Source organism: Vibrio sp. Y42_MX_L11, assembly GCF_024181785.1.
Taxonomy (GTDB): Bacteria; Pseudomonadota; Gammaproteobacteria; order Enterobacterales; family Vibrionaceae; genus Vibrio; species Vibrio diabolicus.
In genome coordinates, this window is sequence record NZ_JAMZAP010000023.1 from 33,266 (window position 1) to 47,081 (window position 13,816).

15 protein-coding genes are annotated in these 13,816 nt (G+C 46.6%); 14 read left to right on the plus strand and 1 reads right to left on the minus strand.

Annotated elements, in window-relative coordinates:
• Positions 1 to 49: 49 nt before the first annotated feature.
• The 14 genes from mnmG to glmU all read left to right on the plus strand — a co-directional run bounded on the left by mnmG (position 50) and on the right by glmU (position 12,932).
• Complete coding sequence (gene mnmG / locus NL643_RS19390; protein WP_047010278.1) at positions 50 to 1,945, plus strand: tRNA uridine-5-carboxymethylaminomethyl(34) synthesis enzyme MnmG; 1,896 nt, start codon at positions 50 to 52, stop codon at positions 1,943 to 1,945.
• Entirely contained in the window at positions 1,945 to 2,580 is a 636-nt protein-coding gene (gene rsmG / locus NL643_RS19395; RefSeq protein ID WP_005394093.1) for a 16S rRNA (guanine(527)-N(7))-methyltransferase RsmG, read from the plus strand. The genes mnmG and rsmG overlap by 1 nt, the downstream gene beginning before the upstream one ends.
• 10 nt (positions 2,581 to 2,590) lie before the next feature.
• Entirely contained in the window at positions 2,591 to 3,364 is a 774-nt protein-coding gene (locus tag NL643_RS19400) for a ParA family protein (RefSeq protein ID WP_005383838.1), read from the plus strand.
• 24 nt (positions 3,365 to 3,388) lie between these two features.
• Entirely contained in the window at positions 3,389 to 4,270 is an 882-nt protein-coding gene (locus NL643_RS19405) for a ParB/RepB/Spo0J family partition protein (RefSeq protein WP_164667034.1), read from the plus strand.
• 189 nt (positions 4,271 to 4,459) lie between these two features.
• Positions 4,460 to 4,849, plus strand: coding sequence for a F0F1 ATP synthase subunit I (locus NL643_RS19410; protein WP_005378921.1), 390 nt, complete (start codon positions 4,460 to 4,462; stop codon positions 4,847 to 4,849).
• Between the two features lie 8 nt (positions 4,850 to 4,857).
• A complete protein-coding gene (atpB, locus tag NL643_RS19415) occupies positions 4,858 to 5,670 on the plus strand; it encodes a F0F1 ATP synthase subunit A (RefSeq protein ID WP_005378922.1) in 813 nt (270 codons plus the stop codon).
• A 57-nt stretch (positions 5,671 to 5,727) separates the two neighbouring features.
• Entirely contained in the window at positions 5,728 to 5,982 is a 255-nt protein-coding gene (atpE, locus tag NL643_RS19420) for a F0F1 ATP synthase subunit C (protein WP_002540812.1), read from the plus strand.
• 74 nt (positions 5,983 to 6,056) lie between these two features.
• On the plus strand, positions 6,057 to 6,527 hold the full coding sequence (atpF, locus tag NL643_RS19425) for a F0F1 ATP synthase subunit B (protein WP_031780375.1): 471 nt from the start codon (positions 6,057 to 6,059) through the stop codon (positions 6,525 to 6,527).
• A gap of 14 nt (positions 6,528 to 6,541) precedes the next feature.
• On the plus strand, positions 6,542 to 7,075 hold the full coding sequence (gene atpH, locus NL643_RS19430) for a F0F1 ATP synthase subunit delta (protein WP_005394085.1): 534 nt from the start codon (positions 6,542 to 6,544) through the stop codon (positions 7,073 to 7,075).
• 13 nt (positions 7,076 to 7,088) lie between these two features.
• Positions 7,089 to 8,630, plus strand: a complete 1,542-nt coding sequence (gene atpA, locus NL643_RS19435; protein ID WP_005394084.1) for a F0F1 ATP synthase subunit alpha — start codon at positions 7,089 to 7,091, stop codon at positions 8,628 to 8,630.
• Between the two features lie 44 nt (positions 8,631 to 8,674).
• On the plus strand, positions 8,675 to 9,541 hold the full coding sequence (atpG, locus tag NL643_RS19440) for a F0F1 ATP synthase subunit gamma (protein WP_005394082.1): 867 nt from the start codon (positions 8,675 to 8,677) through the stop codon (positions 9,539 to 9,541).
• 35 nt (positions 9,542 to 9,576) lie between these two features.
• Positions 9,577 to 10,980, plus strand: coding sequence for a F0F1 ATP synthase subunit beta (gene atpD / locus NL643_RS19445; RefSeq protein ID WP_005383849.1), 1,404 nt, complete (start codon positions 9,577 to 9,579; stop codon positions 10,978 to 10,980).
• An 18-nt stretch (positions 10,981 to 10,998) separates the two neighbouring features.
• Positions 10,999 to 11,421: a F0F1 ATP synthase subunit epsilon gene (locus NL643_RS19450; RefSeq protein ID WP_005378937.1), complete on the plus strand. Its 423-nt coding sequence runs from the start codon at positions 10,999 to 11,001 to the stop codon at positions 11,419 to 11,421.
• A gap of 149 nt (positions 11,422 to 11,570) precedes the next feature.
• A complete protein-coding gene (gene glmU / locus NL643_RS19455) occupies positions 11,571 to 12,932 on the plus strand; it encodes a bifunctional UDP-N-acetylglucosamine diphosphorylase/glucosamine-1-phosphate N-acetyltransferase GlmU (protein ID WP_253645006.1) in 1,362 nt (453 codons plus the stop codon).
• An 81-nt stretch (positions 12,933 to 13,013) separates the two neighbouring features.
• Here glmU and NL643_RS19460 read toward each other — a convergent pair whose 3' ends face one another.
• A complete protein-coding gene (locus NL643_RS19460; RefSeq protein WP_031780374.1) occupies positions 13,014 to 13,754 on the minus strand; it encodes an amino acid ABC transporter permease in 741 nt (246 codons plus the stop codon).
• Between the last annotated feature and the right edge of the window lie 62 nt (positions 13,755 to 13,816).

Sequence of the window (13,816 nt, forward strand, 5' to 3'; positions counted from 1 at the left end):
GGCTCCTTTATCTGTCCATTAAATCCCTTTGAATACCTGAGGTCAGTTCATGCTTTATCACGAAAACTTTGACGTCATTGTTGTCGGTGGCGGACACGCAGGAACGGAAGCCGCGCTCGCATCTGCACGCACAGGACAAAAAACGCTTCTCCTTACCCATAACATCGATACATTAGGCCAGATGTCTTGTAACCCGGCGATTGGTGGTATTGGTAAAGGTCACTTAGTAAAAGAAGTGGATGCTATGGGCGGTTTGATGGCTGAAGCCATCGACCATGCAGGTATTCAATTCCGTACACTAAATGCCTCCAAAGGTCCTGCAGTTCGAGCGACCCGAGCTCAAGCGGATCGTGCTCTGTACAAAGCGTACGTCCGTAACGCATTAGAAAATGCACCTAACTTAACGCTGTTCCAGCAGTCAGTGGATGATCTGATTGTTGAGCAAGACCGCGCGGTTGGCGTGGTGACTCAAATGGGACTTCGCTTCCATGCGAAAGCCGTCGTACTAACGGTAGGTACGTTCCTTGGTGGTAAGATCCACATTGGCATGGAGAGCTCTTCAGGCGGACGTGCAGGGGATCCACCGTCGATCGCATTAGCGGATCGATTACGTGAGCTGCCATTCCGTGTGGATCGTTTAAAAACGGGTACCCCACCGCGCATTGATGCTCGCACTGTTGATTTTTCAGTACTTGAAGCTCAGCACGGTGATAACCCTACCCCTGTATTTTCATTCATGGGTAAACGCGAACAACACCCGCGTCAGATCCCATGTTTTATTACGCACACCAATGAGCAAACGCACGACGTGATCCGTAGCAACTTGGATCGCAGTCCGATGTACGCGGGTGTGATTGAAGGCATTGGTCCGCGTTACTGCCCGTCGATTGAAGACAAAGTGATGCGTTTTGCGGATAAAAATAGCCACCAAATCTTCATTGAGCCAGAAGGTTTAACGACGCACGAGCTATACCCTAACGGTATCTCGACTAGCTTGCCATTTGATGTGCAAGTACAAATCGTTCGCTCAATGAAAGGCTTTGAAAATGCGCATATCGTTCGTCCTGGTTATGCGATTGAGTACGATTTCTTCGATCCACGTGATTTGAAGCAAACGTACGAAACCAAGTTTATTCATGGTCTGTTCTTTGCTGGTCAGATTAATGGTACGACTGGTTACGAAGAAGCCGCAGCGCAAGGCTTGATGGCCGGTCTAAACGCAAGCTTGTACAGCCAAGACAAAGAAGGCTGGAGCCCACGTCGTGACCAAGCTTACATGGGCGTATTGATTGATGATTTATCGACCATGGGTACCAAAGAACCGTACCGCATGTTCACTTCTCGTGCGGAATATCGCTTGTTGCTACGTGAAGATAACGCCGATTTACGTTTAACGGAAAAAGCACGCGAGTTAGGCTTGATTGACGATGTTCGTTGGGCTCGCTTTAACGAGAAACTCAATAACATGGAAACGGAACGTCAACGTTTGAAATCAACGTGGATGAATCCGAAGTCAGAAGGCGTGGATGAGCTGAACAAGCTGCTGAAAACACCAATGGCACGTGAAGCGAGTGGTGAGGATCTTCTGCGTCGTCCTGAGATCACTTATTCGCAACTGACGCAACTTGAAGCGTTTGCTCCTGCACTTGAAGATCAGCAAGCGGCTGAGCAAGTTGAAATTCAAGTAAAATACGATGGTTACATCAAGCGTCAGCAGGAAGAGATCGAAAAATCATTGCGTCACGAAAATACCAAGCTACCCGCAGATTTGGATTACCGCGATGTAAAAGGTTTATCAAACGAAGTCGTTGCTAAACTGAGTGAAGCCAAACCAGAGAGCATCGGTATTGCATCGCGCATTTCTGGTATTACGCCTGCTGCAATTTCTATTCTTCTTGTTCACTTGAAAAAGCATGGTTTGCTGAAGAAAGGTGAGGAAGAATAATGAGCGCATTGCGAACAAAGCTGGATTCACTGATCGCGAAAACCGATTTAGAAGTGTCAGAGCAACAAAGAGAGCAATTGGTCGGTTACGTCGAACTGCTCGACAAGTGGAACAAAGCGTACAACTTAACGTCGGTGCGCGATCCGCTTGATATGTTAGTGAAACATATTCTTGATAGCATCGTGGTGAGCACACACCTGCCCGGTGAGCGCTTCATTGATGTTGGTACTGGTCCGGGTTTACCGGGCATACCTTTGGCAATCATGAACCCTGAGAAGACCTTCTTCTTGCTCGACAGTCTTGGCAAACGCATCCGTTTTATCAAGCAAGTCGTGCACACATTAGGGCTGAAAAACGTGACACCAATTCAAAGTCGCGTCGAAGAATTCCAACCTGAAGAAAAATTTGATGGCGTTTTGAGTCGAGCTTTTGCTTCAATGACAGACATGGTGGAATGGTGCCACCATTTGCCGAAACAAGAGCATGGGGTGTTTCTAGCGCTGAAAGGACAGCACCCTAAAGATGAAATGGATCAGCTTCCTGAATGGTGCAGTGTGACAGAGATCATATCTTTAGCTGTTCCTGAGTTGGAAGGTGATCGTCATCTAGTAATCTTATCGCGCAAGGAAAATTAGCGAGGTAATCGTGGGTAAAATTGTAGCAATCGCCAACCAGAAAGGTGGGGTCGGCAAAACAACAACGTGCATTAACTTAGCGGCTTCGATGGCGGCAACAAAGCGCAAGGTTTTGGTGATCGATCTCGACCCGCAAGGCAATGCTACGATGGCCAGTGGCGTGGATAAGTATATGGTCGATGCCACCGCATACGATCTTTTGGTCGAAGATACACCGTTCGATCAAGTCGTATGTACCCAAACCACAGGGAAGTATGATTTGATCGCGGCGAACGGTGACGTAACCGCGGCAGAGATCAAATTGATGGAAGTGTTCGCTCGCGAAGTGCGTTTAAAAAATGCATTGTCGTCAGTTCGCGATAACTATGATTTCATCTTTATTGATTGTCCTCCTTCTCTAAACCTTCTTACAATCAATGCGATGGCGGCAGCTGATTCTGTGCTGGTGCCGATGCAATGTGAATACTTTGCGTTAGAAGGTTTAACTGCTCTTATGGACACAATCAGCAAGTTAGCGGCTGTGGTTAATGAAAACCTCAAAATCGAAGGTTTACTGCGTACTATGTACGACCCGCGCAACCGCCTATCGAATGAAGTGTCCGATCAACTTAAAAAACACTTTGGCAATAAAGTTTACCGTACCGTCATTCCGCGTAATGTGCGTTTGGCCGAAGCGCCAAGTCACGGTAAACCAGCGATGTACTACGATAAGTACTCTGCAGGGGCCAAAGCGTATCTTGCTCTAGCGGGCGAAATGCTCCGCCGCGAAGAAATCCCAGTTTAACTCTAACCTAAGGAATTCAATCCCATGTCTAAGCGTGGTCTCGGAAAAGGACTGGATGCGTTATTGTCGACCAGTTCGTTTGCTCGTGAAAAACAGCATATTGCATCGCATAGCCAAGAATTATCGGCAGACGGTGAGTTAACCGACTTAGCGATTGGTCAATTGCAACCGGGCGTATACCAACCGCGTAAAGATATGGCGCCTGAAGCGCTAGAAGAATTAGCGGCTTCGATTCAGTCACAAGGCATTATTCAGCCAATCGTGGTTCGCCAGGTTGAAAGCGGCCAGTTTGAGATCATCGCTGGTGAGCGCCGCTGGCGTGCGGCAAGGCAGGCTGGTTTAAAACGTGTGCCGTGTTTGGTGAAGAAAGTCGAAGATCGCGCGGCGATTGCCATGGCGTTGATTGAGAACATTCAACGTGAAGACTTGAATGTGATTGAAGAAGCACAAGCGCTTGAGCGCTTACAAGACGAATTTACGCTTACGCATCAACAAGTCGCAGAAGTGATTGGTAAGTCGAGAACGACGGTCAGTAACTTGTTACGTTTAAACCAGCTTGAGTCCGATGTGAAAAGCTTGGTTGCGGATAAATTGCTAGAAATGGGTCATGCGCGAGCGCTATTGGCCTTACAGGGTGAACAGCAGGTTGAGGTTGCTCAACAAGTCGCGAAAAAGCAAATGACTGTTCGCCAAACCGAACAGTTAGTAAAAAAGTGCTTAGCCCCACAAAATGAGCAAAAAGGGCAACAAGAAGATACCGAAGCTGAGCAAATGTCGCATAAATTGAGTCAGCTGCTTGATGCAAAAGTTTCTCTGACCCGTTCTGCAAACGGAAAAGCGAAATTGACGATAAGTATTGATGAGCCTCACAAATTGGACCAACTAATTGCCAAGCTTGAGGCCTAGATGAGATAATTGATTTAGGTCAATTAATCTAATTAATCGAATTTTGTGCGAAAGTTGTCGTTTTGTAAACAAAACTGTAAGTTTTTGATGCAATCGAATTGCTTTACGTTGAACTGAACGTATAATTTTCGCCAATTTCCCAGCACAGAGAGTTTAGTGCGAAGTGGATATTACTAGAGGTACGAATACATGGTAGCTGCGTTAGCTAGACCAGGACGAGAGCTCGCAAGGCAATTGTTAATGATCCAGTCTGGCGCGGTTATTTTTGTGGCAGCAGGAATGGCGGTAGCCATAAATCCTGACTGGGGATTTTCAGCGCTGATTGGCGGAGGCATTTTTGTTGTTGCCAATGCAGTATTCGCGCTGTGTGCTTTCATGTTTAGTGGGGCTCGCGCTGCCAAGCGCATCGCGGCTTCCTTCTATACGGGTGAAGTACTGAAAATTCTCATCACGGTTGCACTGTTCTATGTTGCCTACATGTATATGCAGGTGGAACTTGTTCCCCTCAAACTAACCTATTTGCTGGTACTAGGTATTAATATCTGTGCACCAGTGCTATTCATTAACAACAAAAAATAGGATGAGTTATGGCTGCGCCAGGTGAAGCGCTAACATCGTCCGGTTACATTGCCCACCACCTTTCTAACCTATCGCTGTATAAGTTGGGTTTAGTAGGGTCGGAGACAAGTTTCTGGAACGTACATATCGATAGCCTGTTTTTTTCTTGGTTTACTGGTTTAATCTTCCTCGGAATTTTTTACAAAGTAGCGAAGAGAACAACAGCGGGTGTACCGGGTAAGCTTCAGTGTGCTGTAGAAATGATCGTTGAATTTGTCGCCGATAACGTCAAAGACACGTTCCATGGACGCAACCCACTGATCGCGCCTTTAGCACTGACTATCTTTTGTTGGGTATTTTTGATGAACGTGATGGACTTAGTTCCTATCGACTTCTTACCGTACCCAGCAGAACATTGGCTAGGTATCCCTTACCTTAAGGTTGTACCGTCTGCTGATGTGAATATCACCATGGCTATGGCTCTAGGCGTTTTTGCATTGATGATCTACTACAGCATCAAAGTGAAAGGTCTAGGTGGATTCGCAAAAGAACTTGCACTACATCCATTCAATCACCCACTTATGATTCCGTTTAACCTACTGATTGAAGTGGTATCGCTACTGGCGAAACCTCTATCACTTGGTATGCGTCTATTCGGTAACATGTTCGCGGGTGAGGTTGTATTCATTCTTTGTGCGGCAATGCTACCATGGTACTTACAATGGATGGGTTCACTACCGTGGGCAATCTTCCATATCTTGGTTATTACGATTCAAGCCTTCGTATTCATGATGTTGACAATTGTTTACCTGTCAATGGCACACGAAGATCCTGATCATTAATTTTTTTAAAGCTTTTTATTTGGGCACTAAGCCAACAACTATAAATTGGAGATAGTAATGGAAACTTTACTGAGCTTTTCTGCAATCGCCGTAGGTATTATCGTCGGTCTTGCTTCTCTTGGTACAGCGATTGGTTTCGCACTGCTAGGTGGTAAATTCCTAGAAGGTGCTGCACGTCAACCAGAAATGGCTCCTATGCTACAAGTTAAGATGTTCATCATCGCGGGTCTACTTGATGCGGTTCCAATGATCGGTATCGTAATCGCGCTACTATTCACTTTCGCAAACCCATTCGTTGGTCAACTAGGTTAATCACCTTTAACTCGGGACGAGCGATTAGCGCTTGTCACTGATTAACACTAAGTCCAAATAGAGGGGTAGCTGTTGTGAACATAAACGCAACTCTGCTAGGTCAAGCAATCTCGTTTGCACTATTTGTGTGGTTCTGCATGAAGTATGTATGGCCACCATTGATGAAAGCGATCGAAGAGCGTCAGAAGAAAATTGCTGATGGCCTTCAAGCAGCAGAACGTGCTGCGAAAGACTTGGATCTAGCACAAGCCAACGCTTCTGATCAATTGAAAGAAGCGAAGCGCACAGCAACTGAGATCATCGAACAAGCGAACAAGCGCAAGTCTCAAATTCTTGATGAAGCTCGCGAGGAAGCTCAGGCAGAACGCCAGAAAATCCTAGCGCAAGCAGAAGCAGAACTTGAAGCTGAACGCAATCGTGCGCGCGATGACCTGCGCAAACAAGTTGCTACTCTGGCTGTAGCTGGTGCTGAGAAAATCCTTGAGCGTTCTATCGATAAAGATGCGCAAAAAGATATTCTCGACAACATTACTGCAAAACTTTAAGTCTGGGGGCGCATATGTCTGATTTGACTACTATCGCACGCCCCTATGCTAAAGCAGCCTTCGACTTTGCTTTAGAGAAAGACCAGTTGGACCAATGGGGCCAAATGTTATCTTTTGCTGCTGAAGTGGCCAAAAACGAACAAATGAACGAACTTCTAACCGGTTCGGTTTCTGCTGATAAAATGGCAGAGATTTTTGTTGCAGTTTGCGGCGAACAAGTTGATACGCACGGTCAAAACCTTTTGAAGGTGATGGCTGAGAATGGTCGTTTAGCGGCCCTTCCTGATGTTTGCACAGAGTTTTACACTCTGAAGAAAGAGCATGAGAAAGAAATCGATGTTGAAGTCATTTCAGCAACAGAACTTTCTGATGAGCAACTTGCAAACATTGGCAGCAAACTTGAAAAGCGTCTTGAACGCAAAGTGAAGCTGAATTGCAGTGTAGATGAGACCCTACTTGGTGGGGTTATTATTCGAGCCGGAGACCTAGTCATCGATGACTCAGCGCGTGGTCGTTTGAACCGCCTGAGCGATGCATTGCAGTCTTAATGGGGATTGGAGCATGCAACTTAATTCCACGGAAATTAGCGATCTAATCAAACAACGCATCGAATCTTTCGAAGTTGTTAGTGAAGCTCGCAACGAGGGTACTATCGTATCGGTAAGCGATGGTATCATCCGCATCCACGGCCTAGCGGACGTGATGCAAGGTGAAATGATTGAATTACCGGGTGGCCGTTATGCACTGGCACTTAACCTTGAGCGTGACTCGGTTGGTGCGGTTGTAATGGGCCCATATGCTGACCTTAAGGAAGGCATGAAAGTTACAGGTACTGGCCGCATTCTTGAAGTGCCAGTTGGTCCAGAATTACTAGGCCGCGTAGTAAACACGCTGGGTGAGCCTATCGATGGTAAAGGTCCAATCGAAGCGAAAATGACTTCGCCTGTAGAAGTGATCGCACCAGGTGTAATCGACCGTAAATCGGTAGACCAACCTGTGCAAACTGGTTATAAGTCAGTTGACTCAATGATCCCAATCGGTCGTGGTCAGCGTGAGCTTATTATCGGTGACCGTCAGATTGGTAAAACAGCACTGGCGATCGACGCGATCATCAACCAGAAAGACTCTGGTATTTTCTCTATCTACGTAGCAATTGGTCAGAAAGCATCGACTATCGCTAACGTAGTTCGCAAACTAGAAGAGCACGGCGCACTACAAAACACGATCGTTGTAGTTGCATCAGCTTCTGAATCTGCAGCGCTGCAATACCTAGCGCCATACGCAGGTTGTGCGATGGGTGAATACTTCCGCGATCGCGGTGAAGACGCACTGATTGTTTACGATGACCTATCTAAGCAAGCGGTAGCTTACCGTCAGATCTCTCTACTACTTAAACGTCCACCAGGCCGTGAGGCATTCCCAGGTGACGTATTCTACTTACACTCGCGTCTACTAGAGCGTGCAGCTCGTGTAAACGAAGAGTACGTAGAACGTTTCACTAACGGTGAAGTGAAAGGTAAGACTGGTTCATTGACTGCTCTTCCTATCATCGAAACTCAAGCAGGTGACGTTTCAGCATTCGTACCGACTAACGTAATCTCGATTACCGATGGTCAGATCTTCCTACAAACTGAGCTATTCAACGCCGGTGTTCGTCCAGCTGTTGACCCAGGTATCTCAGTATCTCGTGTAGGTGGTTCAGCTCAGACGAAAATCATCAAGAAACTATCAGGTGGTATCCGTACAGCACTAGCTGCGTACCGCGAACTAGCTGCATTTGCTCAGTTCTCTTCTGACCTTGATGAAGCAACGAAGAAACAGCTAGACCATGGTCAAAAAGTAACAGAACTAATGAAGCAGAAGCAGTACGCTCCAATGTCTGTATTTGACCAAGCTCTAACTATCTTCGCGGCAGAGCGCGGTTACCTTGATGATGTAGAACTTAACAAAGTTCTAGATTTCGAGGCGGCTCTACTATCGTACGCTCGCGGTCAATACGCTGAACTAGCAGCTGAGATCGACAAGTCTGGCGCTTACAACGATGAAATCGAAGCTCAGTTGAAGAAACTGACTGACGACTTCAAAGCAACCCAAACTTGGTAATTAGGTCGGTGGCAGTTTCTGCCACCAACTAACGGAGAGTAACGATGGCCGGCGCAAAAGAGATACGTAATAAAATCGGTAGTGTTAAAAGCACGCAGAAAATTACGAAAGCGATGGAAATGGTAGCAGCTTCAAAAATGCGTCGTTCTCAAGATGCAATGGAAGCTTCTCGTCCATACGCTGAAACAATGCGTAAAGTGATCGGTCATGTGGCTAACGCAAACCTAGAGTACCGTCATCCGTACCTAGAAGAGCGTGAAGCTAAACGTGTTGGTTACATCATCGTTTCGACAGACCGTGGTCTGTGTGGTGGTTTGAACATTAACGTGTTCAAAAAAGCCGTTACAGACATGCAAGCATGGAGAGAGAAAGGTGCTGAGATTGAGCTTGCCGTTGTTGGCTCAAAAGCAACAGCTTTCTTTAAACATGGTGGCGCAAAAGTTGCGGCACAGGTTTCTGGCCTGGGTGATAACCCAAGCTTAGAAGACCTAATCGGTTCTGTTGGCGTAATGCTGAAGAAATACGATGAAGGTGAACTGGACCGTCTATACGTAGTATTCAACAAGTTTGTGAATACTATGGTTCAGCAACCAACGATCGATCAATTGCTACCTTTGCCTAAATCGGACAGCGAAGAGATGCAGCGTGAGCACTCATGGGACTACATCTATGAGCCTGAGCCAAAACCTCTACTGGATACGCTACTAGTGCGTTACGTAGAGTCTCAGGTATACCAAGGTGTGGTTGAGAACCTTGCTTGTGAACAAGCGGCTCGAATGATTGCGATGAAGGCTGCAACGGATAACGCAACCAACTTGATTGACGATTTGGAACTTGTGTACAACAAAGCCCGTCAGGCTGCGATCACACAAGAACTATCGGAAATCGTTGGTGGTGCAGCTGCGGTTTAAGCTTAGGTAAAACGAAATAGTTTAGAGGATTAACGATGGCTACAGGTAAGATCGTACAGATCATCGGTGCGGTAGTCGACGTAGAGTTCCCACAGAGCAATGTACCTAGTGTATATGACGCTCTAAACGTAACGGACTCAAAAGAGCGTCTAGTTCTTGAAGTTCAACAACAGCTAGGCGGTGGCGTAGTTCGTTGTATCGTAATGGGTAGCTCTGATGGTTTACGTCGTGGAGTTGAAGTGGTTAACACTGGCGCTCCAATTTCAGTACCAGTCGGTACTAAAACTCTAGGTCGTATCATGAACGTCCTAGGTGACGCGATTGATGAGCGTGGTGAAGTGGGCGCGGAAGAGGTTTACTCTATCCACCGCAGCGCACCAAGCTACGAAGAACAATCAAACGAGATCGCACTTCTAGAAACGGGCGTTAAAGTAATCGACCTAATTTGTCCATTCGCTAAGGGTGGTAAAATCGGTCTATTCGGTGGTGCAGGTGTAGGTAAGACCGTTAACATGATGGAACTTATCAACAACATCGCACTACAGCACTCAGGTCTATCCGTATTTGCGGGTGTTGGTGAGCGTACTCGTGAAGGTAACGATTTCTACTACGAGATGCAGGAAGCGGGCGTTGTAAACGTTGAGAAGCCTGAAGAATCGAAAGTAGCGATGGTTTACGGTCAGATGAACGAGCCACCAGGTAACCGTCTACGTGTTGCACTGACTGGTCTAACAATGGCAGAACGTTTCCGTGACGAAGGTCGTGACGTACTACTGTTTATTGATAACATCTACCGTTACACACTTGCAGGTACAGAGGTATCGGCACTGCTAGGTCGTATGCCTTCTGCGGTAGGTTACCAGCCAACTCTTGCAGAAGAGATGGGTGTACTTCAGGAGCGTATCACGTCAACGAAATCAGGTTCTATCACGTCTGTACAGGCGGTATACGTACCTGCGGATGACTTGACTGACCCGTCTCCAGCAACCACGTTCGCGCACTTGGATGCAACGGTTGTACTTAACCGTAACATCGCTGCTATGGGTCTATACCCTGCGATCGACCCACTAGATTCAACATCTCGTATGCTTGATCCACTAGTAGTTGGTCAAGATCACTACGAAGTTGCTCGTGGCGTTCAGCAGACACTTCAGCGCTACAAAGAGCTGAAAGACATCATTGCTATCCTAGGTATGGACGAGCTATCTGAAGAAGATAAGCAAGTTGTATCTCGTGCACGTAAGATTGAGCGTTTCCTAACTCAGCCTTACCACGTAGCAGAAGTATTTACAGGTGACCCTGGTATTTACGTACCTCTAAAAGAGACTCTACGTGGCTTTAAAGGTCTACTAGCTGGTGAATACGACGACATTCCTGAGCAGGCATTCATGTACTGCGGTAGCATCGACGATGCTATTGAGAATGCGAAGAAGCTATAAGGCTAACTAGGAGGCGATATGGCAGCAATAACCTTTCACCTAGACGTAGTAAGCGCTGAGAAGAAAATCTTCTCTGGTCGTGTTGAAACGTTTCAGGTGACCGGTAGCGAAGGTGAACTTGGTATTTTCCATGGTCACACACCGCTGCTGACCGCTATCAAGCCTGGTATGGTGCGTATTGTGAAACAGCACGGCCACGAAGAAATCATTTATGTTTCTGGTGGTATGGTAGAGATTCAGCCTGGTACAGCGACTGTACTGGCTGATACCGCTATCCGTGGTGAAGAGCTAGACGCAGCGAAGGCAGAAGAAGCCAAGCGCCGCGCTGAGGAGCAAATCCAGAATCAGCATGGTGACATGGACTTCGCACAAGCGGCCAGTGAACTGGCTAAAGCCATTGCTCAGCTACGAGTTATCGAGCTGACAAAAAAGCGTCGCTAAGCTCAATTAGCAACGTTGCATGACAAAAGGCGGCCAAATGGTCGCCTTTTTGATTAATTTTAGTTGGAAATTTACCTTACTCCATTAACTATTTTAAAAGAGCTGTTTAAAATAACGGCCAATTAACATAAAACGTCAATAGGTTATCAATGAAATTCAGTGCTGTGATTCTTGCTGCGGGTAAAGGTACCCGTATGCATTCGAACATGCCTAAAGTGCTACACACTTTGGCAGGGAAGCCAATGGCAAAACATGTGATTGATACATGTACTGGTCTTGGTGCACAAAATATTCACTTAGTATTTGGTCACGGTGGTGATCAAATGCAAACCACTCTTGCTGAAGAGCCAGTAAACTGGGTGCTGCAAGCGGATCAGTTGGGAACTGGCCATGCAGTTGACCAAGCATCTCCTCGCTTCGAAGACGATGAGAAAATCCTCGTGCTTTATGGTGATGTGCCATTAATCTCAGCTGAAACCATCGAGAACTTGTTGGATGCTCAACCAACTGGTGGTATTGCACTGCTTACAGTGATGCTTGATAACCCAACAGGTTATGGTCGTATTATTCGTAAAAATGGTCCTGTTGTTGCGATCGTTGAGCAAAAAGACGCAACGGAAGAACAAAAACAAATTAAAGAGATCAACACGGGCGTGATGGTTGCTACTGGTGGGGATCTCAAGCGTTGGTTGTCTGGCTTAAACAATAACAACGCGCAAGGCGAGTACTACCTAACTGACGTTATTGCAGCCGCACACGATGAAGGTCGCGCCGTTGAAGCTGTACACCCAGTCAATGCCATTGAGGTGGAAGGGGTCAACGACCGCGCACAGCTTGCTCGTTTAGAGCGTGCTTTCCAATCAATGCAAGCTCAGAAGCTACTAGAGCAAGGTGTGATGCTACGCGATCCAGCACGCTTTGATTTGCGTGGTGAGTTGCAGTGCGGTATGGACTGTGAAATTGACGTGAATGTTATCATTGAAGGTAAAGTATCACTCGGTGATAACGTGGTTATAGGTGCGGGTTGTGTACTGAAAGATTGCGAAATCGACGACAACACCATCATTCGCCCTTACAGTGTGATTGAAGGTGCAACGGTTGGTGAAGAATGTACCGTTGGTCCATTTACTCGCCTTCGTCCTGGTGCTGAGATGCGTAACGATTCCCATGTGGGTAACTTCGTAGAAGTGAAAAATGCGCGTATCGGAGAAGGCTCAAAAGCGAACCATCTAACTTACCTTGGTGATGCTGAAATCGGTCAACGTACGAACATCGGTGCCGGTACGATTACTTGTAACTACGATGGTGCGAACAAGTTTAAAACCATCATCGGTAATGATGTATTTGTTGGTTCTGATAGCCAGCTGGTGGCTCCCGTCACTATCGCTGATGGCGCAACCATCGGTGCAGGCACGACGCTGACAAAAGATGTTGAAGAAGGCGAGTTAGTGATTACTCGCGTCAAAGAGCGCAAAATTAATGGCTGGCAACGCCCTGTAAAACAGAAATAAGCAGTACCTACACTCTGTAGATATATTGTCAAAGCCGCTCAACAAGAGCGGCTTTGTTGTTTCTAGCTAAAGGCTTCATCGTTAGTAACTGGGAATGGCGATGCGTTTTTCGAGCCAACGAACGGCTTGGGATACGAATAGAATGAGCAACAAGTACTCCAAAACGAGGAAGGTATAAATCTCTAGGGGTAAGTACTCATTCACCACCAGCTCATTGGCACGGCGAGTGAGATCGCTTAAACCAATCACACTGACTAAAGAGCTCATCTTGAGGATGTAGACAAATTGATTGCCCAATGGTGGGAGAATTTGCCGAAACGCTTGAGGAAGAATTACCAAGCGCATCTTTTGCCAATAGCTTAAGCCCAAAGATTCAGCCGCTTCATGCTGGCCACGACTGATGGCTTGGATTCCGCCGCGAAACACCTCCGCCATAAACGCACTCTCAGCAATGGTCAGTGCAATAACACCCGCCCAAAAGTGATTGAGTGAGACATCCAATAGCGTTGGCATGCCGTAATACACCCAAAGTAGTAAGACTAAAACAGGCACTGAGCGGACTACCTCGACATAAATTCGGTTGATCCACTTCAAGTAGGGAGAGTTCGACAGAGCCGGTAGGGCGATGATTAAACCTAAGGTCATGGCAAATAACATACTGAGGAGTGATACTTGGATGGTGTCACTAAATCCGGCGATTAAAAACTTCAGATTGGTGAGTCCTTGCTCCGTAGAGGGATCGAGCACATACCAGCCCCATTGATAATCTGAGCAACCTGTGAGCAACAGCAGCGAAATCAGCCATAGAGTTCGAAAGGTCACATTTACTCCCTGAATTAACTAAAAAACTTCCATTGTTGCTGCTATGTTATCAATAGAGCTTT